The sequence below is a fragment of the Pseudomonas sp. NFACC51 genome (assembly GCF_900103575.1).
Classification (GTDB): Bacteria; Pseudomonadota; Gammaproteobacteria; order Pseudomonadales; family Pseudomonadaceae; genus Aquipseudomonas; species Aquipseudomonas fluorescens_Q.
The window spans coordinates 119388-142125 of the sequence record NZ_FMXH01000001.1; the positions used below are offsets into that span (position 1 = coordinate 119388).

At 61.7% G+C, this 22738-nt stretch carries 22 protein-coding genes; 9 read left to right on the forward strand and 13 right to left on the reverse strand.

Translation table 11 applies throughout. From position 1 onward, the window contains the following. The coding region (locus BLT00_RS00605; RefSeq protein WP_039012768.1) for a hypothetical protein at positions 1 to 191 on the reverse strand (191 nt) is incomplete at its 3' end. Between the two features lie 194 nt (positions 192 to 385). On the opposite strand from BLT00_RS00605, the gene BLT00_RS00610 reads away from it, so the two are divergent. After that, positions 386 to 1015, forward strand: coding sequence for a glutathione S-transferase family protein (locus BLT00_RS00610; RefSeq protein ID WP_092145492.1), 630 nt, complete (start codon positions 386 to 388; stop codon positions 1013 to 1015). 1 nt (position 1016) lies between these two features. Here the strand turns inward: BLT00_RS00610 and BLT00_RS00615 are convergent, their stop codons facing one another. The 5 genes from BLT00_RS00615 to BLT00_RS00635 form a co-directional block, all read right to left on the reverse strand. Further along, positions 1017 to 1553 carry a PqiC family protein gene (locus tag BLT00_RS00615; protein ID WP_092145494.1) on the reverse strand — a complete coding sequence of 179 codons (537 nt, stop codon included), beginning with the start codon at positions 1551 to 1553 and terminating at the stop codon, positions 1017 to 1019. A 17-nt stretch (positions 1554 to 1570) separates the two neighbouring features. Then, complete coding sequence (locus tag BLT00_RS00620; protein WP_092145496.1) at positions 1571 to 3229, reverse strand: PqiB family protein; 1659 nt, start codon at positions 3227 to 3229, stop codon at positions 1571 to 1573. Then, entirely contained in the window at positions 3210 to 3854 is a 645-nt protein-coding gene (locus BLT00_RS00625) for a paraquat-inducible protein A (RefSeq protein ID WP_063325133.1), read from the reverse strand. The genes BLT00_RS00620 and BLT00_RS00625 overlap by 20 nt, the downstream gene beginning before the upstream one ends. A gap of 11 nt (positions 3855 to 3865) precedes the next feature. Further along, a complete protein-coding gene (locus tag BLT00_RS00630) occupies positions 3866 to 4462 on the reverse strand; it encodes a paraquat-inducible protein A (protein ID WP_092145498.1) in 597 nt (198 codons plus the stop codon). A gap of 69 nt (positions 4463 to 4531) precedes the next feature. Continuing rightward, positions 4532 to 4972 carry a CBS domain-containing protein gene (locus tag BLT00_RS00635; protein ID WP_072349035.1) on the reverse strand — a complete coding sequence of 147 codons (441 nt, stop codon included), beginning with the start codon at positions 4970 to 4972 and terminating at the stop codon, positions 4532 to 4534. A gap of 322 nt (positions 4973 to 5294) precedes the next feature. On the opposite strand from BLT00_RS00635, the gene BLT00_RS00640 reads away from it, so the two are divergent. Then, complete coding sequence (locus BLT00_RS00640) at positions 5295 to 7658, forward strand: DNA polymerase II (RefSeq protein ID WP_092145500.1); 2364 nt, start codon at positions 5295 to 5297, stop codon at positions 7656 to 7658. Between the two features lie 132 nt (positions 7659 to 7790). Here the strand turns inward: BLT00_RS00640 and BLT00_RS00645 are convergent, their stop codons facing one another. Together BLT00_RS00645 and BLT00_RS00650 are read right to left on the reverse strand one after the other, a co-directional pair. After that, positions 7791 to 8612: an aldo/keto reductase gene (locus BLT00_RS00645; RefSeq protein ID WP_092145502.1), complete on the reverse strand. Its 822-nt coding sequence runs from the start codon at positions 8610 to 8612 to the stop codon at positions 7791 to 7793. 101 nt (positions 8613 to 8713) lie between these two features. Beyond that, positions 8714 to 9865: an aldose epimerase family protein gene (locus tag BLT00_RS00650; RefSeq protein ID WP_092145504.1), complete on the reverse strand. Its 1152-nt coding sequence runs from the start codon at positions 9863 to 9865 to the stop codon at positions 8714 to 8716. Positions 9866 to 10162: 297 nt separating this feature from the next. On the opposite strand from BLT00_RS00650, the gene BLT00_RS00655 reads away from it, so the two are divergent. The 3 genes from BLT00_RS00655 (at position 10163) to BLT00_RS00665 (ending at position 12624) form a co-directional block, all read left to right on the forward strand. Then, positions 10163 to 10912 (forward strand): hypothetical protein, encoded by a 750-nt coding sequence (locus tag BLT00_RS00655; protein WP_057447798.1) that lies wholly within the window; start codon positions 10163 to 10165, stop codon positions 10910 to 10912. Between the two features lie 107 nt (positions 10913 to 11019). Beyond that, the gene (locus BLT00_RS00660) at positions 11020 to 11805 is read left to right on the forward strand and encodes a sulfite exporter TauE/SafE family protein (RefSeq protein ID WP_063322060.1); all 786 of its coding nucleotides are present in this window, start codon (positions 11020 to 11022) and stop codon (positions 11803 to 11805) included. Positions 11806 to 12075: 270 nt separating this feature from the next. Then, on the forward strand, positions 12076 to 12624 hold the full coding sequence (locus BLT00_RS00665; protein ID WP_063322059.1) for a DUF4174 domain-containing protein: 549 nt from the start codon (positions 12076 to 12078) through the stop codon (positions 12622 to 12624). A 155-nt stretch (positions 12625 to 12779) separates the two neighbouring features. Here the strand turns inward: BLT00_RS00665 and ampC are convergent, their stop codons facing one another. Further along, entirely contained in the window at positions 12780 to 13928 is a 1149-nt protein-coding gene (gene ampC / locus BLT00_RS00670) for a class C beta-lactamase (RefSeq protein ID WP_092145506.1), read from the reverse strand. Between the two features lie 228 nt (positions 13929 to 14156). Between ampC and BLT00_RS00675 the strand changes: the two genes are divergently transcribed. Both BLT00_RS00675 and BLT00_RS00680 read left to right on the forward strand, forming a co-directional pair. Further along, a complete protein-coding gene (locus tag BLT00_RS00675) occupies positions 14157 to 15035 on the forward strand; it encodes a Dyp-type peroxidase (RefSeq protein WP_072348903.1) in 879 nt (292 codons plus the stop codon). Positions 15036 to 15114: 79 nt separating this feature from the next. Beyond that, entirely contained in the window at positions 15115 to 15861 is a 747-nt protein-coding gene (locus tag BLT00_RS00680; protein WP_063322056.1) for an SDR family oxidoreductase, read from the forward strand. 109 nt (positions 15862 to 15970) lie between these two features. Here the strand turns inward: BLT00_RS00680 and mapR are convergent, their stop codons facing one another. From mapR to BLT00_RS00695, 3 genes are all read right to left on the reverse strand, one after another. Then, complete coding sequence (gene mapR / locus BLT00_RS00685) at positions 15971 to 17380, reverse strand: GntR family transcriptional regulator MpaR (protein WP_092145508.1); 1410 nt, start codon at positions 17378 to 17380, stop codon at positions 15971 to 15973. 130 nt (positions 17381 to 17510) lie between these two features. Next, complete coding sequence (gene ccoG, locus BLT00_RS00690) at positions 17511 to 18923, reverse strand: cytochrome c oxidase accessory protein CcoG (protein ID WP_092145510.1); 1413 nt, start codon at positions 18921 to 18923, stop codon at positions 17511 to 17513. Between the two features lie 354 nt (positions 18924 to 19277). Continuing rightward, complete coding sequence (locus tag BLT00_RS00695; RefSeq protein ID WP_092145512.1) at positions 19278 to 19514, reverse strand: DUF3203 family protein; 237 nt, start codon at positions 19512 to 19514, stop codon at positions 19278 to 19280. Positions 19515 to 19651: 137 nt separating this feature from the next. Here BLT00_RS00695 and BLT00_RS00700 point away from each other — a divergent pair, with 137 nt between their 5' ends. Continuing rightward, a complete protein-coding gene (locus tag BLT00_RS00700; RefSeq protein WP_092145514.1) occupies positions 19652 to 20152 on the forward strand; it encodes an MgtC/SapB family protein in 501 nt (166 codons plus the stop codon). Positions 20153 to 20228: 76 nt separating this feature from the next. Here BLT00_RS00700 and BLT00_RS31745 read toward each other — a convergent pair whose 3' ends face one another. After that, complete coding sequence (locus BLT00_RS31745) at positions 20229 to 20393, reverse strand: hypothetical protein (protein WP_170842385.1); 165 nt, start codon at positions 20391 to 20393, stop codon at positions 20229 to 20231. Between the two features lie 211 nt (positions 20394 to 20604). Here BLT00_RS31745 and BLT00_RS00705 point away from each other — a divergent pair, with 211 nt between their 5' ends. Then, the gene (locus BLT00_RS00705; protein ID WP_092145516.1) at positions 20605 to 22602 is read left to right on the forward strand and encodes an alpha-1,4-glucan--maltose-1-phosphate maltosyltransferase; all 1998 of its coding nucleotides are present in this window, start codon (positions 20605 to 20607) and stop codon (positions 22600 to 22602) included. The last annotated feature ends 136 nt before the right edge of the window (positions 22603 to 22738 follow it).

Genomic DNA, 22738 nt, shown 5'->3' on the forward strand with positions numbered 1-22738 from the left:
TTTTCGATCAGGCGATCGGAGCCACCTTCGGCGACACGACGTTCCAGCAGGCGATCGGCACCGCCTTCGGCGACGCGGTTTTCGATCAGGCGATCAGAACCGCCTTCGGCGACGACAGGTTGGGAGGAGGCGGCAAATACGTTGGCGGCCAGTACAGAGAAAGCGAGGCTGAGGATGACTTGGCGTTTCATGATGGTGTGCTCCGGGGGTGCAGTGGTTTGTGTGGGGCCATTGTTGTCCCGGGTGATCATCAAGAGAACTTCATTGACATGATGGTGAACATCGATGGCAGTGATAGCTCGTTGGCCCGCTACCGGTCAGCTCGATGGAACACTGATGGGCTCGCGGGCTCTACCGGCATAACGCTTATGCAGGAGGTACGTTCATGTATCAGTTATTCGGTTGCAGGCAATCGGGCTCTTCGGCGGTGGAGGTTGCCCTGTGTCTCTGTGAGGTGGCTTATCGGCGGGTCGACGCCTATTCGACGCAAGACAACGATGCGGCGAAAGAGCTTGAGACACTCAATCCTCTGAAGCAGGTGCCGACCTTGCAGTTGCCGGACGGTTCGGTGCTGACTGAAGCGGCGGCGATCCTGATTCACCTCGGGTTGACCTTCCCAGCCTCGAAGCTGCTCCCGCAAGACCCGGCCCAGTGTGCCCAGGCCATACGGGGCCTGGTCTACATCGCGGCCAATTGCTACACGCCCATCGGCATTATCGATTTTCCGGAACGCTGGCTGGACGAGGCGGACGAAGCGACTCGACAGCGATTGATATCCGGCACGCAGCAACGGCTGTATCGCAATTGGGCGCTGTTTGCCGACCAGTTCCCGGCCCGACCTTTTCTAGGCGGTGACGAACCCGGAGCGCTGGATATCCTGGCGGCCGTGATCACGAAGTGGAGAAATACGCGGGAGGCGATGCTGAGCGCCCGTCCAGCGTTCCATGAGCTGTTGGAGCGCATTGACCACCATCCGCGCGTTGCGCCGGTGCTGTCGCTGCATTGGCCTGAGTGAATCAAGGACACGCCTTGCGTGCAGCCGCTTGCTCGACAAGGCCGGCAAATTGCCGGACATTCTCCTGATGCGCCGTCACCAGTTCGTCGATACTGGCGCCCGCCGGCGTTTGCAGGCTGCTGCGGCACGTGATGGGACGGGCGTCATTGCCCGGGTTGCGCAGTCGCCATTGCACGTCCATGCGGGCATAGCGGCCAGGGATCGAGTCAAAGCGTTGCACCTCTACCCGCAGCAATGATTTGGGGGCGCCAGGGTTGCTCAGTTGTTCGTCCAGGCTGCTGTGCAGTTCATCGGCCAGGCTGGCGCCCCACCATTCGGTTTCCATGATCGCCAACCCGCTGTTGCCTTGGCGAATGACCATCTGGGTGCGATCCACTTGGGGTGGGACACTGACCTGTTCGATCTGGATGTCCACGCTGGAGCGCGATTGGCCTGCCGGTTGGGCCGGGCTCAACGTGTGATAGTGGATCGGATCGCTGCGGCAGGCGCCGAGCAGCAACGCCACGGCAACCAGGGTGAGTTTCAGCGTCAGTGGCATGGGGCGGGCTCCTGTGATCATTCTTTCACCGGCAATGTGAGGTTCTGCGCCGGTGCGTCCTTGGGACGCCCGCGAAGCAGCGATTCGGGATGGCGGCTCAGGTAGTCCGACAGTTCGCGCAGCGAGCGCGACATGCGCCCCAGGTCGTCCAGGGTCTGGGTCAGTTGTTCGCGCTGCGGTGAATCTTCGGCCAGGGTCGAGTTAGCCGATTGCAGGGTCTTGCTGACGTCTTGCAAGGTGCTTTGCACGCCCGGCAGGGTCTTGCTGTTGAACTGGGCCAGGCCTTTGCGCAGCTCCACCAGGTTGCCATCCAGGTTGCCGGCAATGCTCTCCAGTGGCAGTTTGTTGATCCGCTCGATCATCGCCTGCAGTTGTTCCTGCAGTTGCTGGAGACTGCCTGGGATGGTTGGAATGCGCACGGGCCGGGCGCTTGGGTCGAAGGCGACTTTTTCAGCCTTGGGGTAGAAGTCCAGCGAGATGTACAACTGCCCGGTCAGCAGGTTGCCGCTACGGGCCTGGGCACGCAGCCCGCGCTCGACGAAGCTGCCCATCAGGCGGGCACTGGCGGCTTCGTCTTCGGGGTCGTGGTTGAGCGACTTGAGCAGTTTTTCATGGGCCTTGCCCAGGCGCTGAGGGTAGATCACCACGCCGACGTTAACCGGAAAGCTGCGTTGCTTCTCATCGAAATCGAGGTTGATGGCCACCACCCTGCCGATTTCCACGCCGAGGAACTCCACCGGCGCACCGACGCGTAACCCGCGCAGGGCCTGGTCGAAACGCAGGGCCAGGTATTGGCCCTTGCCATCGGGCGGGGCGAGGGCGCTCTGCTGGTCGGCAAACAGCTCGAAGGTCTTGTCTTCGCTGGCGGCGGTGTCGTTGGGGCTGTACTCCGGTGCCCGGAACGCGATGCCACCCAAGAGCAAGGCCGAGAGCGATTCGGTCTTGACGGCGAAACCGTTGGCGCCGACGTTCACGTCGACGCCGCTGACGTTCCAGAACCGGGTGTTTTCGGTGACATACACATCGTTGGGCGCGTTGATGAACACGTCGATGTTGACGCCTTTGCCGTCGGCGTCCAGGGCGTAGGACACGACTTGGCCCACCGGGATCTTGCGCAGGTACACCGGCGAGCCGATGTCCAGTGAACCGAGGTCCTGGGAGTGCAGGGTGAAGCGCTTGCCTGGTTCGCCGTAGGTGATGGGCGGCGGGTTCTCCAGGCCCGTGAAGGACTTGGCGCGCACTTTCGACTGACCGGCGTCGGCCCCAATGAAATCCCCCGACAGCAAGGTGTCGATCCCCGAAATACCGCCGGCCCCGATGCGTGGCCGTACGACCCAGAACACCGAATCTTCGTGAGTGAAGGTGTCGGCAGTCTTGGCGAGCTTGACCGTGGCGGTGACGTTCTTCTGGTCCTCGCTCAGTTGCACATCGGTGACCTGGCCGATGACCACGTTGCGATATTTCACCTGGGTCTTGTTGGCGGTCAGGCCCTGGCCGGTCTTGAAGGTGATGGTGATGGTCGGGCCTTCCTGCAGCCAGTTGTGGACCACCAGGGACAGCCCCACCAGGACCGCGATGATCGGCACGATCCACACCAGCGACACCGTCCAGCGGCGGGTGGTGACGTGGGCGCGGCCGGGTGCGGGTTGCTGCCCGTCAGTGGCTTGCGACTTCATCCATGACCTCCTCGGATGGTTGAGTGTCCCAGATCAGCCGGGGGTCGAAACTCATGGCCGACAGCATGGTGAACAGCACCACGAGGCCGAAGAACAGGATGCCCGGTCGTGGTTCGATGTCGCTCAATGCCTGGAACTTGACCAGTGCCGCCACCAGGGCCACCACCAGCACATCGAGCATTGACCAGTAGCCGATGACTTCCACCAGCCGGTACAGCTTCGCCCGCTGGACTTGGGCCCAGGTGCTGCGCCGCTGTGCGGTCACCAGCAACAGGGTCAGCACCACGAACTTGATGCCGGGCACCGCAATGCTGGCGATGAAGATAATCAGGGCGATGTCCCAGGCGCCGCTTTGCCAGAACTCGATGACGCCGCTGATGATGGTGCTGTCGGCGCCTTCACCGAGCATCTGGGTATTCATGACCGGTAGCAGGTTGGCCGGGATGTAGAACACCAGCGCGGCCAGCATGTAGGCCCAGGTGCGGGTGATGGCGTCGGGTTTGCGTCGATGCAGGGCGGCGTCGCAGCGGGGGCAGGTTTCGGGCTCGTCGGTCATGTCGCAGGCCAGGCCACAGCTGTGGCACAGGCACAGGCCCAGGTCGCGGGCCTCTGGCGGGGTGTCCAGCGGCTGGCCGTTCACAGGCTGTCCCAAAGGTCGCGGACATCGCGCCCGGCAATGCGGATCATCAGCAGGCTCAAAGCCGCCAGGGCGAACAGGCCGATGCCCGGGAGCACGTCCAGCAGGCCGGCGAGCTTGATCACCGCCACCAGCGCGCCCAGCAGGCACACCTCCAGCATGCTCCAGGGCCGCAGGGTTTCCAGGCTGCGCATGCACAGGTTGAACCCCGGCGCCCGCTGCTGGAGGTAGGCATGGCCCAGTACCCAGAGCAGCAGCGCCAATTGAAAGGCTGGTGCAATGATGATCGCCACCGCTGTCACCAGGGCGATGAAGGCGATCGGCCCCTGGTTCAGCGCCACGATGGAATCCCATAACGTCGCGCTGTTGCTCAGGCCCTGGAGGCGGATGCTCATGATCGGGTAGATGTTGGCGAAGGCCCACAGCACCGCCGCGGTCACGCTCAAGGCCAGGCGCTGCTCGATGGTCAGGCCGTTGTAGCGCTGGATCACCGCGTGGCAGCGCACGCACGAGGCTTTCTGGTGCGCAGCGAGCATCACCGGTTCGTACACCGCATCGCAATGTTCACAAATGATCAATCGGTCGGTGTCGGCCATCGGGATGCTCGCAGGAACAACCCCTTCAATATAGAAGTGCCTTGGAAATGAGCAACCCGACCGAACGGATCATTCCCCGCGAATGTATTGCTCCAGTTGTTTGATCAGATCGGCCTGTTCGGCGATGGCTTCCTTGACCAGGTCGCCGATGGACAGCAGGCCGACCAGTTTGCCGTCCTCCACCACTGGCAAATGCCGCAGATGTTTTTCGGTCATGATGCTCAGGCAGGTCTCGACGTTCTGGTGCGGGTCAATGGTGATCACGGGGGAGACCATGATGTCACTGACCTTCGTGCCCACCGATGAGCGACCGCGCAAGACCATTTTGCGAGCATAGTCGCGCTCGCTGATGATCCCCAGCACTTCATCGTTCTTCACCACCAGCAAGGCACCGACATTCTTCTCGGCCATGCGCATCAGGGCCTGCAATACCATGTCGTCCGGTGAGATGGTGTGCACTTGCTGGTTCTTCTCGTCTTTTAGCCGGAGCAACTGCGCGACGGTTTTCATGGTGGGCCTCGGGTGTTGTTTTTGCTGGTTGTTAAAGCATCGTAGACCCAACGGCGCAGAGCAAGCGGTAAAGCGGCGGCCAGTCGTCCAAAAGCGTCATTGCCCGGGGATTTCCCTCAATCCCGTGGCCAGGCGCCGTTATGGCGAGGGAGCTTGCTCCCGCTCGATCGCGCAGCGATCGCAAAAAGGGGCCGCTGCGCAGCCCAGCGGGAGCAAGCTCCCTCGCCACAAAAAAAGCGGGTGGGTGGTGTGTCAGTTGGGCAGGTGAAGTTCCCTCGCCACAGGTAGAATCGTCGCCTACGCAAAATTCGAGGTTGCAGCGGTGGATTTACAGCAGGGCTTCGTCCTGACCCGGCATTGGCGCGATACCCCGGCCGGCACCGAAGTCGAGTTCTGGCTGGCGACCGACGCCGGTCCCCGGCGCGTGCGCTTGCCGGTGCAGACGTCGGTGGCCTTCGTGCCGCAGATCCAGCGCGGCCAGGCCGAAGCGCTGCTGCAAGGGGAGAAGGACGTTGAGTTGCGTCCCCTGGACCTGCTGGATTTCGAGCATCGTCCGGTGCTGGGGCTGTATTGCCAGCAACACGCCCAACTGATGCGCCTGGACACCACCTTGCGCCGCGCTGGCGTGGAGGTGTTCGAAGCAGACATCCGGCCGCCGGAGCGCTACCTGATGGAGCGTTTCATCACCGCCCCGGTGTGGTTCGGCGGTACGCCGGCCGCCGATGGCCTGCTGGTGGATGTCCAGATGAAACCGGCGCCCGAATACCGCCCACCGTTGCGCCTGGTGTCCCTGGACATCGAAACCACCGCCCAGGGCGAATTGTATTCCGTCGCCCTGGAAGGCTGCGGCGAGCGCCAGGTCTACATGCTCGGGCCAGCCAATGGCGACGATACCGGCGTGGATTTCCAGCTGGAATACTGCGAATCGCGCACGCTGCTGCTGAAGAAACTCAACGATTGGTTCGCCCGTTTCGACCCCGACGCGATCATTGGCTGGAACCTGGTGCAGTTCGACCTGCGGGTACTGCATGAACACGCCCGGCGCCTGGCGGTGCCGTTGCGCCTGGGGCGTGGTGGGGAAGAGATGCAATGGCGCGAGCACGGAGCGCGCAACAACCACTTCTTCGCCTCGGCCGCTGGCCGGTTGATCATCGACGGTATCGAGTCCCTGCGTTCGGCGACCTGGAGTTTTCCCTCGTTCAGCCTGGAAAACGTCGCCCAGACGCTGCTGGGGGAGGGCAAGTCCATCGATAACCCGTACCAGCGCATGGACGAGATCAACCGCATGTTCGCCGAGGACAAACCGGCCCTGGCCCGCTACAACCTCAAGGACTGCGAGCTGGTGACGCGGATCTTCGCCAAGACCGAACTGCTCAAGTTCCTCCTGGAGCGGGCCAGCGTCACCGGCCTGCCAGCGGACCGCAGCGGCGGTTCGGTGGCGGCCTTCACGCACCTGTACATGCCGCTGATGCACCGCCAGGGGTTTGTTGCCCCCAATCTCGGCCAGCGTCCGCCCGAGGCCAGCCCGGGTGGATTTGTCATGGACTCCCAGCCGGGGCTCTACGAGTCGGTGCTGGTGCTGGACTACAAGAGCCTGTATCCATCGATCATCCGCACTTTCCTGATTGACCCGGTGGGCTTGATCGAAGGGCTGCGCCACCCGGCTGACCAGGAGTCGGTGCCAGGCTTTCGCGGGGCGCGTTTCTCCCGTACCCGCCATTGCCTGCCGGCCATCGTGGCGCGGGTCTCCGAAGGCCGGGAAACCGCCAAGCGCGAGCACAATGCGCCGCTGTCCCAAGCATTGAAAATCATCATGAACGCCTTTTATGGCGTGCTCGGTTCCAGCGGCTGTCGCTTCTTCGATCCACGCCTGGCCTCGTCCATCACCCTGCGCGGCCACCAGATCATGCAGCGCACCCGCCAGTTGATCGAAGCCCAGGGGCATGTGGTGATTTATGGCGATACCGATTCCACGTTCGTCTGGCTGCGTCGTGCCCATGGCCAGGAGGAAGCGGCCAGGATCGGTCGCGAGTTGGTCGCCCACGTCAACCAATGGTGGCGTGAGCAGGTGCGCGATGAGTTCGGCCTGGAGAGTGCGCTGGAGCTGCAGTTCGAAACCCATTTCAAGCGCTTTCTGATGCCGACTATCCGCGGCGCCGAGGAGGGCAGCAAGAAACGCTACGCCGGATTGGTCACCCGTGCCGATGGCAGCGACGAAATCGTCTACAAGGGCCTGGAAACCGTGCGCACCGACTGGTCGCCGCTGGCACGGCAATTCCAGCAGGAGCTGTACGGGCGGATCTTCCACCGCCAGCCCTATCAGGATTATGTGCGCGATTATGTGCAGCAGACCCTGGCCGGTGCGTTCGATGATCGGTTGGTCTACCGCAAGCGTCTGCGTCGGCCCCTGGAAGACTACGAACGCAACGTCCCACCCCATGTGCGGGCTGCGCGGCTGGCCGATGAGTTCAACCAGCGCCAGGGCCGGCCACGGCAATACCAGAATGGCGGCTGGATCAGCTACGTCATCACCGTCGCCGGCCCCGAGCCGCTGGAAGTCCGCAGCGCGCCGATTGATTACGACCATTACGTGAGCAAACAACTGCAACCGGTGGCGGATGCGATCCTGCCGTTTGTGGACGATGATTTCTCGACGTTGGTGGGGGGGCAGATGGGGTTGTTCTGATGACGAGGGTCAAGGTTCCTGTGGCGAGGGAGCTTGCTCCCGCTGGGCTGCGCAGCGGCCCCTTTTGCGACCGCTTCGCGATCGAGCGGGAGCAAGCTCCCTCGCCACAAAAAGCTGCCAGGCCCGGGGAAACTAGACCATCGCCAACCGCTGCTTCCCCCGGGGCTGGGGAAATATCAGGTCGAGGGCGGCCAGGTCCTGCGGTTCCAGCTTGAGGTTGGCCGCTTCGGCATTCAAACGCACATGCTCAGGCTTCACGGCCTTGGGAATGGCAATCACATTGTCCTGGCGCAACAGCCAGGCCAGTGCGATCTGTGCCGGTGTGGCGCGATGGCGTTCGGCGATCTGTCCCAGGGTGTGATCCTTGAGCAGGTGCCCGCCCTGGCCGACCGGGCAGTAGGCCATGATCGGCATGGGCCGTTGCTGGCACCAGGGCAGCAGGTCGAATTCGATGCCGCGTTCCTGCAGGTTGTACAGCACCTGGTTGGTGGCGCAGGCAGGCGAGGCCAGCTCCTCGAGGTCATCGACGTCAAAGTTCGACACACCCCAGCGGCCGATCTTGCCTTCTTCGCGCAGGCGTTCGAACGCTTCGACGGTTTCTGCCAACGGGTACTGCCCGCGCCAGTGCAACAGATAAAGGTCGATGTAATCGGTGTCGAGCCGGCGCAAGCTGCGTTCGCAGGCCAGGGGAATGCCTTTGCGACTGGCGTTGTGAGGGTAGACTTTGCTCACTAGGAAAACCTGGTCCCGCAGGCCAGTGATCGCCTCGCCAACGACGGTCTCCGCACCGCCTTCGGCATACATCTCCGCCGTGTCGATCAGGGTCATGCCCAGTTCGATCCCCAACCGCAGGGCCGCGACTTCTTTCTTGTGATGGGACGGTTCCTCACCCATGCGCCAGGTGCCCTGGCCAATGACCGGTACGGACACACCCGCCAATTCCAGCGTCCTCATGCCTATCTCCTGTTTTTTGCTTTGACGTGTGGCAGCAGGATAGACCAAGTGTTCAGTGTTGATCGTTCCCACGCGAGCATGGGAACGATTCGGCGGGGGCGTTACTTCGCGGAGAACTTCAACACCATGGTCTGGGTGTAGGTCTGGCCCGGATCAAGCCGCGTCGAAGGGAAGTTCGGCTGGTTGGGCGAGTCGGGGTAGTGCTGGGTTTCCAGGGTGAACGCGCCCCAATGTGGATAGACCTTGCCTTGCTTGCCCTTGACCGTGCCGTCGAGGAAGTTGCTGGTGTAGAACTGCACGCCAGGCTCGGTGGTGTAGAGCTGCAGGCGGCGTCCGGAGTCCGTGTCATACACTTCTGCGGCCAGTTTGCTCACGTCACCCTTGGCGTCCAGCGCCCAGTTGAAATCGAAACCGCCCTGTTTCGGTTCGGCGAACTTGAGTTGTGGGTGATCGGCCTTGATATGGGTGCCGATGGCGGTGGGTTGGGTGAAGTCCATCGGTGTACCGGCCACGGGGGCCAGTTCGCCGGTGGGAATGAGCTTGCCGGTGACCGGCGTGTAGTGGGCTGCGTGCAGGGTGGCGAGCTGATCGAGGATGTCGCCGTTACCGGCCCCGGCCAGGTTGAAATAGCTGTGGTTGGTCAGGTTCAGCACCGTGGGTTTGTCGGTGGTGGCTTTGTACTCAATGCGCAACTCGTTCTGTTCGTTGAGGCTGTAGGTGACGTCGGTTTTCAACGTGCCGGGAAAGCCCATCTCACCATCCGGTGACACGTAGGTCAGGGTGACGCCCACCGAGTCCTTGCCGTCATGGGGCTGGGCCTTCCAGACGCGCTTATCGAACCCTTGCGGTCCGCCGTGCAAGGAGTTGCCATGGTCGTTCTGCGGCACCTGGTAACGCTTGCCGTCCAGCTCGAAGGCGCCGTCGGCCAGGCGATTGCCGAAGCGGCCGATGGTCGCGCCGAAATACACGCTGCCGTTCTTCTGGTAACCCTGCACGTCGTCGAAGCCGAGCACGATGTCGGCGGCCTTGCCGTTTTTGTCCGGCACGCTCAATGACTGGAGGATGCCGCCGTAGGTGATGACCGTGGCCTCCATGCCGTGACTGTTGCGCAGCACGAATTTTTCCACCGCCGTGCCGTCGTCGGTTTTGCCGAACGCACCGCGTTCATTGGTCAGGCCGGCAGCGTGGGAAGCCGAGGTGGCGATCATCAGAGACACTCCGAGGGCCGTGAGCAGTTGTCTGGATTCAAGCATGGTATGACCTTCCTTCCTGTTGTTTTGTTGTTGTTTTGAACGCGGGGCGAGTCCGCTACTGGTCGGACAGCGCTGAAGGTTTTTCTGGTTAGTAGTCTTTCTATTTGGTGGGTGAGAAGGGATTTATAGCCATTAATGGGGATTTATCAATTAAAAAGTAAGACTAATTGCGTGATTGGGTCGTTGCTGAAGACCGAGGGTTTTCTCCAGGTACTGCACTTTTGTGATTTTTGCCGCTCTATCCATGGCCTGGAAGCGACGACCCCCATCGCTTCCCCATGCCCAGACCGAGATTCGATGGCCGGTGTTTTTTATCCTGTGACGAGATTGCGCCGCTGCTGCCTGGCATTGTTGGTCGGTGTGTCGATGCTGTTCAGCGGCGGCTGCAGCCATCAGCAGGGACAGGACATGGTCACGCAGTTCAGCAACGCCAAGCCCCAGGAGTTCTTGCAGACCAGCGTCGACCGCATGGCCACGTTGTCGATGCACGACAACTTGCAAAGCCTCTATCTGCTGATGAACAAGCTGTACCTGCGCAACCCCGAGGAGCTGCGCAAGTCCGGCTTTCTCGACGCTCGCACTGCGGAAAAACAGGTGCGCATGGCCATCGAGCAGCAACAGCCTTTGCCGACCTTGGGTGGCAAGAAGGACCTGGCGGCCCTGAGCTACGCCATGAGCCCGGAGTTTCTCGGCGATCGGGTAGGGGCGTTCATCTATGCCATCGGCAGCATGCTGGTCACCGCGCACGGCAATCGCCTCGAGTTCTACATGACCGACACCATCGACCCGCGTTTTGTCAGCAACGCGGCGCGCAATATCGAAAAAGCCACCTGGCTGCTGAGTCAGCGGCAGAACAAGGACGGCAAGCTGTTGCTGTTTTCCAATGAGATCTCGGAGGAGGGCAGCAACCTGAGTTTCGCCGTGGAGTTTGGAAAAATCGTCGCCCGATTGGACCTGCTGACCCAGATGCTCGATGAGCGCTACCGGCGGATTGGCTTGAATTACGCCCAGAGCCTGCTGTTCCTCAATTTCCTGCCGGTCCAGTGAAATGACGGAAAAGGAATAAAGATAGATCACATCGATATAGGGGGTTATAAGAAAAATCGCTATGCTCGCGGCCAGATTTTTCATGCGGTCGTGCTGAGACGGGTTTAATGGATTTCGGTAATGTCGGTTTAGTCGTTGCAGGCCTGGTGGTCGGCTTCATCGTTGGGATGACCGGCGTCGGCGGTGGTTCGCTGATGACCCCGATCCTGTTGTGGTTTGGTATCAACCCTGCGACGGCGGTGGGTACGGACCTGCTGTACGCAGCCATTACCAAGTCTGGCGGTGTCCTGGTTCATGCAAAAAATCGCAACATCGACTGGGCTATCACTGGCTGGCTGACGTTGGGCAGTGTGCCGGCAGTCGGCTTGACGCTGTGGTTTCTCAGCAGCCTGCACAGCTCCCCCGACGCCATGAACGCGGTGATCAAGCAAGCCTTGGGCTTTGTGTTGTTCGCCACTGCCTTGGCGATCCTGTTCAAGAAGCGTTTGCTGCAATTCGCCCATGACCGTGCCGGCGGGCACTACAACCCCACTGGCACGCGCCTCAATGTGCTCACGGTCATCACCGGCCTCGTGCTGGGCACCATGGTCGCCTTGACCTCCATCGGCGCTGGCGCCCTGGGCACCGTTGCGCTGTTCATCCTCTACCCGTTCCTGGTCACCAAGCGCCTGGTGGGCACCGAGATCGCCCACGCCGTGCCGCTGACCCTGGTGGCTGGCCTGGGCCATGCGAGCATGGGCAACATGGATTGGCACATCCTGGGTTTCCTGCTGATCGGTTCGTTGCCGGGGATCTACCTGGGCAGTCATTTGTCGGGACGCATCTCCGACGAGTTGCTGCGCCCTTGTCTGGCGGTGATGCTGGCGATGATCGGGTTCAAGCTGGCGTTCTAGAACGATCACCCTGGTCCAATGTGGGAGCGAGCTTGATCGCGATAGCGATCGAACCGTCGACTTCGATGTTGACTGTCAAGCCGCTATCGCGAGCAAGCTCGCTCCCACAGTGGTCCCCGCTCCAACTCTCGCGCCACACTCTCCTTGCGGTTGCGCAATGACCCCCCTGGCCTAAGCTTCAAGTCAGGCAGGCGCAGTATTGAGCGACTCTCGCGGAACAATCGCCGCCCTGTGCAATCAGTACAGCGTAAATATCAAAAGGAGAGGCGCATGCTCATTCGGTCGTTGACCTTCGCTACCTTGCTGGCCATCGCCGGCCCCCTGTTCGCTGCCGATGGCGACTCACCCCTGGTGGCGGATGCAGGCAGGGCACGCCCCCTGATCGTTATCGCGCCGAGTACGGTCGACCCGGCCTGGGTCAGCCTGAAAAAGGCCTTGGATGAACCAGCAGGCAAGCAGGGTTTTTCCGAGCGCAACATGGTGCTCTACACCGTGCTCAATACCATTGGGCAGCGCGATGGCAAGGACCTGGACCCGCAAAGCACCATGGCGCTGATCCGCTCCCTCAAGCTGGGCGCCGGGGCTCAGACCAAGATCATCCTGGTGGGCAAGGACGGGGAAAAGAAGCTTGAGCATTCCGGGGCGATCGAACTGAAAGACCTCTTCGACACCGTCGATAAACTCCCCGCCGCGGAAAAAGAAGCGACGCCCCCGGCGCCACCTCCCGCGCCGGAGCCCGCACCGGCCAAGGATGCGAAAGGCGCCAAGGCTGGCAAGGCAGTCAAGCCGCCGGCTGCGGTGAAGCCGTTGGACGATTGATAGTCCCGTGGCGAGGGAGCTTGCTCCCGCTGGGTCGCGAAGCGACCCCCCAGCCCCCCAGCTTATCGGTCGACGAACCATGCTAAAAAGCATAGGGCTGCTTCACGCAGCCCAGCGGGAGCAAGCTCCCTCGCCACAGTGACTTACTCAACCTTCTACTGCGCTTCCAGCGCCGTCAGGATCCGGTGCGCCGCCTTCACCCGCTCCTCAATCGGATAATTCTTGTTCGCCAACAGCACGATGCCCATGTTTTTACCGGGCACGAAAGCCGCGTAGGCACCAAACCCGTTGGTCGAGCCGGTCTTGTTGATCCAGGCGCCGTCCGGCGCCGGGTGGGGCGGGTCGAGAGGTTCGGCTTTTTGTGGGGCCAGGGCCATCTGCGGTGTGTTGCCAGCGAGCAGGTCATCCAAGGTGAACGGGGCGGGGTAGAACTCCCAGCCCAGCCCCTGATTCATCCCGCCAACCTTGTAGAACCCCATATGCGTCGTGGCGATGGCTTGCTTCAGGTCTGCGTCCAGTTTTTCAGGTCGCAGGTTGGCCTCGACGAAACGAATCAGGTCCGTTGAACTGGTCTTGACCCCATAGGCTTCGGAATCCAGTGCGCCGGCACCGACTCGCACGGGTTTGCCGTCCTTTGCATAGCCTTGGGCGTATCGGCCCATCTGATCCTGCGGCACCCGCACATAGCTGTGCTTGAGGCCCAGTCCTGGCATCAGCGTGCGCTCCATCACCTCATCAAATGGCTGCCCCAGGCTGCGGGCCGCCAGATAGCCGAACAGGCCGATGCTCGGGTTTGAGTAGAGCCGCTGGGTGCCGGCCGGGTAGAGCGGTTTCCAGTTCCTGTAGTAACTGAACATCCGGTCCGGATGGTCCGCCTCGTCGGGAAACTGCAATGGCAGGCCGCCAGCGGTGTAGGTGGCAAGGTCGAGCAGGCGGGTGCTCTCCATGGCGCTGCTACGCAGCTCGGGCGCAAAGCGACTGGCCGGATCCTCTAGGGACAGTTTGCCCTGGGCCTGGGCATAGGCGCCGAGGGTGGCGGTGAAGGTCTTGCTGACCGAGCCGATTTCGAAAAGGGTCTGGTCGGTGACCGGCTTTTTCGTATCCTTGGCGGCGACGCCAAAACTGAAAAACTGCCGTTGGCCGTTGTGCGTGATCGCTACCGCCATGCCCGCGATGTCCTGCTGTTTCATCAAGGGCTGGATGACGGCATTGACCGTGTCTTCAATGCGTTCCTGGGCAAAGCTTACGGGCGTTCCGCAGACCAGGAAAAAAATCCCGGCGAGTATCGATCTGGCAATTGGCATGGTGCAGCATTCTCGTTGACCTTCCTGGAGGGGGCTCAATCTAGGGCGTTTTTGGCGGCCCGGCAATCCGAGGTTATCGGGCCGAGGCGCGTTTTCTGAGTCGTCTGACGGGGCTGCGGGAACCTTCCCACAAAACGGTCGGGTTATCCGACGCGACCGGACCTCAAGCCAAACCACACAAAGCGGCAGCCGCCGGGTAAACTCGCGGCTCTTTCTAAAGGAGTTCACATGAGTTACTACCAGCCCGGCATTCTCGCCACCCCTGTTCCGCCTCAGGCCCGTCATTTGTTTTTTGCCCTGGAATCGGTCGAGGCATTGCCGGCTGCGCTAGACAAACTCCGGTTGTTGCTCGATAACCGTGCCGTGATCGGCTTTGGTGAATCGCTGGTCCAGGCGTTGGGCGCCCAGGTCGAGGGCCTGCGGGCTTTTCCGGCGCTGGCCGGCGTGGGTGTGGACAACCCCTCGACCCAACACGCGTTGTGGTGCTGGCTGCACGGCGAAGACCGTGGCGAGCTGATGCACCGCAGTCGCGCCATCGAGGCGGCGCTGGCCCCGGCGCTGCGCCTGGTACAGATGAACGAAACCTTCCGCCATATGACCGGCCATGACCTGACCGGCTACGAAGATGGCACCGAAAACCCGCACGACGAGGCTGCCATCGCTGCCGCCCTGGCCCAGGGCGCCGATGGGGTGCGCGGTGGCAGTTTCGCCGCGATCCAGCAATGGCAGCACGATCTGGACGGTTTCGCGGCGATGCAACCCCATGAGCGCGACAACATCATGGGCCGTCGCCTGAGCGACAACGAAGAAATCGATGACGCGCCGGAATCGGCCCACGTCAAGCGCACCGCCCAGGAAAGCTTCGCCCCGGAGGCGTTCGTGGTCCGTCGCTCCATGCCGTGGATCGAAGGCGACCGTGCGGGGCTGATGTTCCTGGCGTTCGGTTTCTCCCTCGATGCTTTCGAGGCACAACTGCGCCGCATGAGTGGCCTGGAAGACGGTATCACCGATGGCCTGTATCGCATGAGCCGGCCCATCACCGGCGGCTATTACTGGTGCCCGCCGCTGTTGGACGGACGCCTGGATCTGCGCGCCCTGGCCCGGTAAGCACAGCGGTTTGTGCAAAGTGTGACGCGAACGCTATTCTTGGCAGCGCACGTCTATCCGTGGAATGGGGGAAGCAAACGTGGATAAAGTCATCGTCATCACCGGTGGCGGCCGCGGAATCGGGGCGGCCACGGCGCTGTTGGCTGCCGAGTTGGGTTATCGGATCTGCATCAATTACCAGTCCGACGAAAGTGCCGCGCAGGATGTGCTCGAACAGGTCCGGGCCAAGGGCGCGCAGGCGATTGCCGTGCGGGCCGACGTGAGCATCGAAGACGAAGTGATCGGCCTGTTCGACCGGGTGGACGCCGAGCTTGGCCGTGTCACCGCCCTGGTGAACAACGCCGGCACGGTCGCGCAGAAATCCCGGCTCGATGAAATGTCCGAATTCCGCATTCTCAAGATCATGAAGACCAATGTGCTGGGGCCGATTCTTTGCGCCAAGCACGCGGTGCTGCGCATGTCGCCCAGGCACGGCGGGCAGGGTGGCAGCATCGTCAACGTCTCGTCGGTGGCCGCGCGCTTGGGCGCACCGGGGGAGTACGTCGATTACGCGGCCTCCAAGGGCGCGCTGGACACCTTCACCATCGGCTTGTCCAAGGAAGTGGCCGGCGAAGGCATTCGCGTCAACGCGGTGCGTCCCGGCTACATCTACACCGATTTCCATGCCCTGAGTGGCGACCCGGACCGGGTCAGCAAGCTGGAATCAGCGATCCCCATGGCTCGGGGCGGGCGTCCGGATGAAGTGGCCGAAGCGATTATCTGGCTGCTGTCGGACAAGGCTTCGTATGCGACCGGGACGTTTGTGGATCTGGGGGGTGGGCGCTGAGTCCTGGGGAGCTATTCTGGCCCCATCGCGAGCAAGCTCGCTCCCACATTGGACACGGTCTCCTGTGGGTGAGCTCGTTCGTGATGGCGGTCTGACAGACAACCCAAATTCAAAACGATCGAATAATCCGCCCCAACGTCTCCATGGCTTTTTCCGAGGCCTCGGTCCACGGGCTGCCATAGTTCAAGCGGATGCAATTCCTGAAACGCCGGGTCGGTGAAAAGATCGGTCCCGGCGCGATGCTGATGCCCTGGGCCAGGGCCATCTGGAACAATTTCAGTGAGTCCATCTGCTCCGGCAGCTCCAGCCACAGGAAGTAACCCCCCGCCGGTTGGCTGACCCGGGTCTGGGCGGGGAAGTAGCGGGCGATGGCGGCGAGCATCGCGCTTTGCTGTTCCTCCAGGGCATAGCGCAGTTTGCGCAGGTGGCGGTCGTAGCCGCCATGTTGCAGGTAGTCGGCGATGGCGGCCTGGGCCGGCATCGAGGCGCACAACGAGGTCATGAGCTTGAGTCGTTCGATCTTCTGTGCGTAGCGCCCAGCGGCGACCCAGCCGATGCGATAACCCGGCGCCAGGCTCTTGGCGAACGAGCCGCAATGCATCACCAAGCCTTCGGTGTCGAACGCCTTGGCGGGCTTGGGGGCCTGCTGGCCGTAATAGAGTTCGGCGTACACGTCGTCCTCGATCAGCGGCACCTGATGACGGCTCAGCAACTCTACCAGCGCCTGTTTGCGCTCCTCGGGCATGGTCGCGCCCATGGGGTTCTGGAAGCTGGTCATGCACCAGCAGGCCTTGATCGGATAGCGTTCCAGTGTTTGCGCCAGCACGTCCAGGTCGATGCCGTCGCGTGGGTGGACGGGAATTTCCACGGCCTTGAGCTTCAGGCGCTCCAACACTTGCAGGCTGGCGTAGAACGCTGGTGCTTCGATCGCCACCAGGTCGCCGGGCTCGGTCACGGCTTGCAGGCACAGGTTCAACGCTTCCAGGGCACCGTTGGTGACCAGCAGTTCCTCCATGGGCAGCATCAACCCGCCGACCATGTAGCGCAGGGCGATCTGTCGTCGCAGTTGCGGGTTGCCTGGCGACATGTCCGTGACCACCATTCGCGGGTCCATGTCCCGTGTCGCGCTGGACAGTGAACGGGACAGCCGTTGCAGTGGGAACAGTGTCGGGCTGGGGAATGCCGAGCCGAACGGTATGGTGGCCGGGTCCTTGATCGAGTCGAGGACCGAAAATACCAGCTCACTGACGTCGACTTCGGTGGACTCGTGCACCTGGCTGCTGATCGCGGGCTCCGAAAACGGGCTCGGCGCGTGGGTATTGACGAAGTAGCCGGAGCGCGGCCGGGCCCGGATCATGCCGCGTCGTTCCAGCAGGTAATAGGCCTGGAATACGGTGGACGGGCTGACACCGTAGGTCTGGCTGGCGTAGCGTACCGACGGCACGCGCTGACCTGGCCCCAGCATGCCCGAGCGGATCAGTTCGGCGATGTCGTCGGCAAATTTCTCGTAGCGTTTCATGGAGGGACCAGTCTCGAGTGACATTTGTGGACTTAGCTGTGGGAGCGAGCTTGCTCGCGATGACGGTGACATATGACCCACCGCTATCGCGAGCCAGCTCGCTCCCACAGGTGTCCGGCATCTTAAAGCTTCAACGATTCATTGGTGCGACAAAACGGCTCTTGGCGATGCTGTAGATGCCCGGTTCGTCACTGTCGACGACCTTGAACGTCATTGCCTGGGAGCCTTTACCGGGCCGTTCGCTGAGCATCGCCACCGACACCGGCACATCGACGATTTCCCCCGGGGCCAGGCTCAGTTGGGTCTTGCCTTGCAGGATGAAGCCGTCGCCGTCCACCAGGGACAGCTGATAGTCCTGGCGCTGTTGGGTCTTGTTGATGATTTTCAGGCTGTAGATGTTCTCGATCTGGCCTGCGCTGTTTTCGCGGAACAGGCCACGGTCCTTGCTGACATCCAGCGACACCATGGGTCGTTGCATCAGCGCCACGACCAGCGCGCCGATCATCACCAGCAGCACGGTGGTATAGCCGATCAGCCGAGGTCGCAGCAGGTGAGTCTTGCCGCCCTGCAACTGATGTTCGGAGGTGTATTTGATCAGGCCACGGGCGTAGCCCATCTTGTCCATGATCGAATCGCAGGCATCGATGCAGGCCGCGCAGCCGATGCATTCCATCTGCAGGCCGTCGCGGATGTCGATGCCGGTGGGGCAGACCTGCACGCACATCTGGCAGTCGATGCAGTCGCCCAGGCCAATATTGGCCGGGTTTGCCTCGCGTTTGCGTGGGCCGCGGATTTCACCACGGGCCGCGTCGTAGGAAATAGTCAGCGTGTCCTTGTCGAACATCACGCTCTGAAAGCGTGCATAGGGGCACATATGCATGCACACCGCCTCACGCAGCCAGCCGGCGTTGAGGTAGGTGGCTGCGGTAAAGAAAAGCACCCAGAACAGGCTCACGCCGGCCATTTGCAGGGTCAGCAGTTCTTCGGCCAGGGGACGGATCGGCGTGAAGTACCCCACGAACGTCAGGCCGGTGAGCAGGCTGATGGCCAGCCACAGTGTGTGCTTGGCGCTGCGGCGCAAGAGTTTGTTCAGGCCCCAGGGCGCGGCCTGCAGCTTGATCCGCTGGTTGCGTTCGCCTTCGGTGATTTTCTCGCACCACATGAAGATCCAGGTCCAGGAACTCTGCGGGCAGGTGTAGCCGCACCACACGCGACCGGCAAACACGGTGATCGCAAACAGGCCGAAGGCGGCAATGATCAGCAAAGCCGACAGCAGGATGAAATCCTGGGGCCAGAAGGTCGCGCCAAAGATGTGGAATTTGCTTTCGGAAAGGTCCCAGAGCACCGCTTGGCGGCCGCCCCAGTCCAACCACACCGTGCCGAAGAACAGCAGGAACAGAACCCCCGCACCGCTGATGCGCAAGGTGCGGAACAAACCGGTGAAGCTGCGGGTGTGGATCAGGTTATCGGTGGTCCTGGCCTTGATTTTCGACGGCGCGGGTTCGAAGGTCTGTATCAACTGGACGGGGATTCTATCGCTCATGGTCGGTCGCTCATCAGCCTCTATCTGGCCGGCGCACTATGACCATGGAACTGTTTGCATAACAGACTCAGGTGTTTCGATAAAAACCGGATCAGATGCCGCAAAGCCCAGGCCCTGCGACACTTTGATGCACCCAGGAAGTGCCGAACATATTACGGTGGCGAGAGGGATTTACTGTGGCACGGGAATTTACTGTGGCGAGGGGATTTATCCCCGTTGGGGCGCAAAGCGCCCCCAGGTCAGTGCACCCGGTATACCGGACAGACCCGGTCGAGGGTCTTTAGGGTTGCTTCGCAACCCAGCGGGGATAAATCCCCTCGCCACAAATCGCATCTGTTGCCTGTGGATCGGGATTCAGATCACCGAGCCGCTGTCGGTAGCCTTCAGGTGCTTGCGCTTATCGGTCGCGCCGGCCACGGTCAGGGCATCCACTTCGGCTTCGGTGAGATGGACCAGGTCACCATTGACTTCCACGGCTGACATGGCCTTGTCCGGGTCAGTGATGATGACCAGCTCACTGGCGGGGCGCAGCTTCGTTCCGTTGGCGGTTTTGATGTGGCAGGTATTGTCTTTGTCGATTTGCTCAAGCATGACGTCGCTCCTTCCTGAATGTCCTGAGTATTAGGTCTCGCTCGCTGGCCAGGGTTCGTCGTGGCTGATCAGCGGTCGGGCGCACCTCTGGCTTCGCTTGCGGTCCATCGTTTATCCAATGAGAAAGAGGACGGTCCATGGACGCCTGGTGGCATGAAGTCTGGATAACCCTGCAGGCGGAATTCGCCGACATCACCGATGCCCAGCAGATGACCCGGGTCACGGTGCGCCTGCTGATGGCCGCGCTGCTGGGCGGCATCCTGGGTTTCGAGCGCGAACACAAGGGCAAGGCTGCCGGCGTGCGAACCCACATGCTCGTGGCCCTGGGGGCGGCGCTGTTCGTCTTGGTGCCACAGATGTCTGGCTCCCAGGCCGACGCCATGAGCCGGGTGATCCAGGGCGTCGTCGCGGGCATTGGTTTTCTCGGCGCGGGCACCATCCTGAAAAACACCGACGGCGACGAAGGTCATGTCAAAGGCCTGACCACCGCCGCCGGCCTGTGGATGACCGCCGCCATTGGTGTCGCCGCCGGGTTGGGACGGGAAGCGACAGCTGTGTTGAGTACGATATTGGCGCTGGCTATTTTCAGTGTGATGCCGGTGATTGTCCGGGCGTTGGAGAAGGACGGCAGGCCGTGACGCAGCTATGCCTGCAAATACAACCTGTGGGAGCGAGCAGGCTCGCTCCCACAGGTTTTTTATTACTACGCTTGAATCAAACCCGCTCCGGCGGTGCCTCGCTCGGCGGGTCACCCAGCGGCGGTTGTGGGGCGAGCGGCGGGTCTTTCTCTGGAATAGGCTCGGGATCAGGGCCGGGCGGTGGCAAGGTGGGATCATCGATGTTCGGATCGGGTGTTTCGGCCGGGATGGGAATATTCATCAGGACGGGTCTCCGTGACGCACATGGCTTGAGTCGTGCTTATTGTTGTTGACCTCCTTGCACCGGCTTTGATCCCCGGGATGCATAGGGGCAAATCCCTCTGAACTTTTAGTCGTTGATTCGGTTCGGAGTTTAAGTGAGTTTTTTCAGGGACCCGTTGGGCCTTTACCGCCACAAGCGCGTCCATGGGGCGTAAAAGGAGCGATGCTCGATGACTGCCGAACACCCGACTGAACTGGCCTACAACCCGCATTTGCCGCTGTCTCAAGCCTTGCTGTTGCCGCGTATCGCTATTGAAAACACCATGCCGGTGATCGACGGCGGACAATTCGCCGCCAAGGCCGTGGCTGGGCAGGACGTGACAGTGACCAGCAAAGTCTTCGCCGATGGACATGACAAGTTGGCCGTGCGCATTCGCTGGCGTTCGCTGCAGGATGAGGTATGGAACAGCGAGATCATGAGCGACCTGGGCAACAACGGCTGGCGCGGCCAGTTCAATGTGCCGGAGCAAGGTCGCTATGTCTTCTGCATCGAGGCCTGGATCGATCAGTTCGCCAGTTTTCGCTACGAGCTGGAGAAGAAATTCGGTGCAGGGGTGCCGATCAGCCTGGAGCTGCAGGAAGGACGCAACCAGGTGCAAATGGCCGTCGAGCGCAGCACAGGGGAGCTGAGCGAGCAACTGGCGGCCTTGCACCACGAGCTCTCCGGCTTGTTGCCGACGGAACAGGTGGCGCTGTTCCTGGCACCGCGCAGTGCCGATCTGATGTCCCGGGCCGATCATCGCCCGTACTTGAGCATCAGCCCCGAGTATCCGCTGGATGTGGAGCGCAAGCTGTCTGAGTTTGCCAGCTGGTATGAGCTGTTTCCCCGCTCGATCACCGACGATCCTGCGCGCCATGGCACCTTCAACGATGTGCACTCGCGCCTGGCGGTGATCCAGGACATGGGCTTCGACGTGCTGTACTTCCCGCCGATCCACCCCATCGGTCGCAGTTTCCGCAAAGGCCCGAACAATTCCCTCACCGCCGGTCCCGACGACCCGGGCAGCCCGTATGCCATTGGCAGCGAGGAGGGTGGGCACGAGGCCATTCACCCGCAATTGGGTAGCCGCGAGGACTTCCGGCGCCTGGTGGCGGCGGCCGCTGACCACGGCCTGGAGATCGCCCTGGACTTTGCGATCCAGTGTTCCCAGGATCACCCCTGGCTCAAGCAGCACCCGGGCTGGTTCAGCTGGCGACCGGACGGCACGATCAAATATGCGGAAAACCCGCCGAAGAAATACCAGGACATCGTCAACGTCGATTTCTACGCGGCCGATGCGATTCCCAGCCTGTGGACGGAACTGCGGGACATCGTGGTGGGCTGGGTCAAGGAAGGCGTGAAGATATTCCGCGTCGACAACCCTCACACCAAGCCGTTGCCGTTCTGGCAATGGCTGATCGCCGATGTGCGGGCGCAATACCCTGAAGTGATCTTCCTGGCTGAAGCATTCACCACGCCGGCCATGATGGCGCGGCTGGGCAAGGTCGGTTACTCCCAGAGCTACACCTATTTCACCTGGCGCAATACCAAGGCTGAGCTGGCGACCTACTTCAGTGAACTCAATGAATCGCCGTGGCGTGAATGCTACCGGCCGAATTTTTTCGTCAACACGCCAGACATCAACCCGGCCTTTCTCCATGAGTCGGGGCGCGCCGGTTTTTTGATCCGCGCGGCCCTGGCAACCATGGGCTCAGGCCTGTGGGGCATGTATTCGGGCTTCGAGCTGTGTGAGTCGGCACCGGTGCCGGGCAAGGAGGAATACCTCGATTCGGAGAAATACGAGATCCGCCCCCGAGACTTCACCGCGCCGGGCAACATCATTGCCGAGATCGCCCAGCTCAATCGTATCCGTCGACAGAACCCTGCGTTGCATACGCACTTGGGCCTGAAGGTCTACAACGCCTGGAATGACAACATCCTGTACTTCGGCAAGCGCACCGCCGACGGCAGCAACTTCATTCTGGTGGCGGTGAGTCTTGATCCGCACAACCCGCAGGAAGCCAGTTTTGAGTTGCCGCTGTGGGAGATGGGCCTGCCCGACGACGCCCAGACCCAGGGCGAGGATCTGATGAATGGCCATCGCTGGAGCTGGTATGGCAAGTACCAGTTCATGCGCATTGACCCGGCTTACCAGCCCTTTGGAATCTGGCGGATCAGCGTGGCGTGACAGGCGCGATGCCGAGAAAGCGCTGTTGTGTCGAGTGAGCTGTTGTGTGGCGAGGGAGCTTGCTCCCGCTGGGTCGCGCAGCGGCCCCAAAAAAGCGATGAGTGCTGCGCACTCAAGCGGGAGCAAGCTCCCTCGC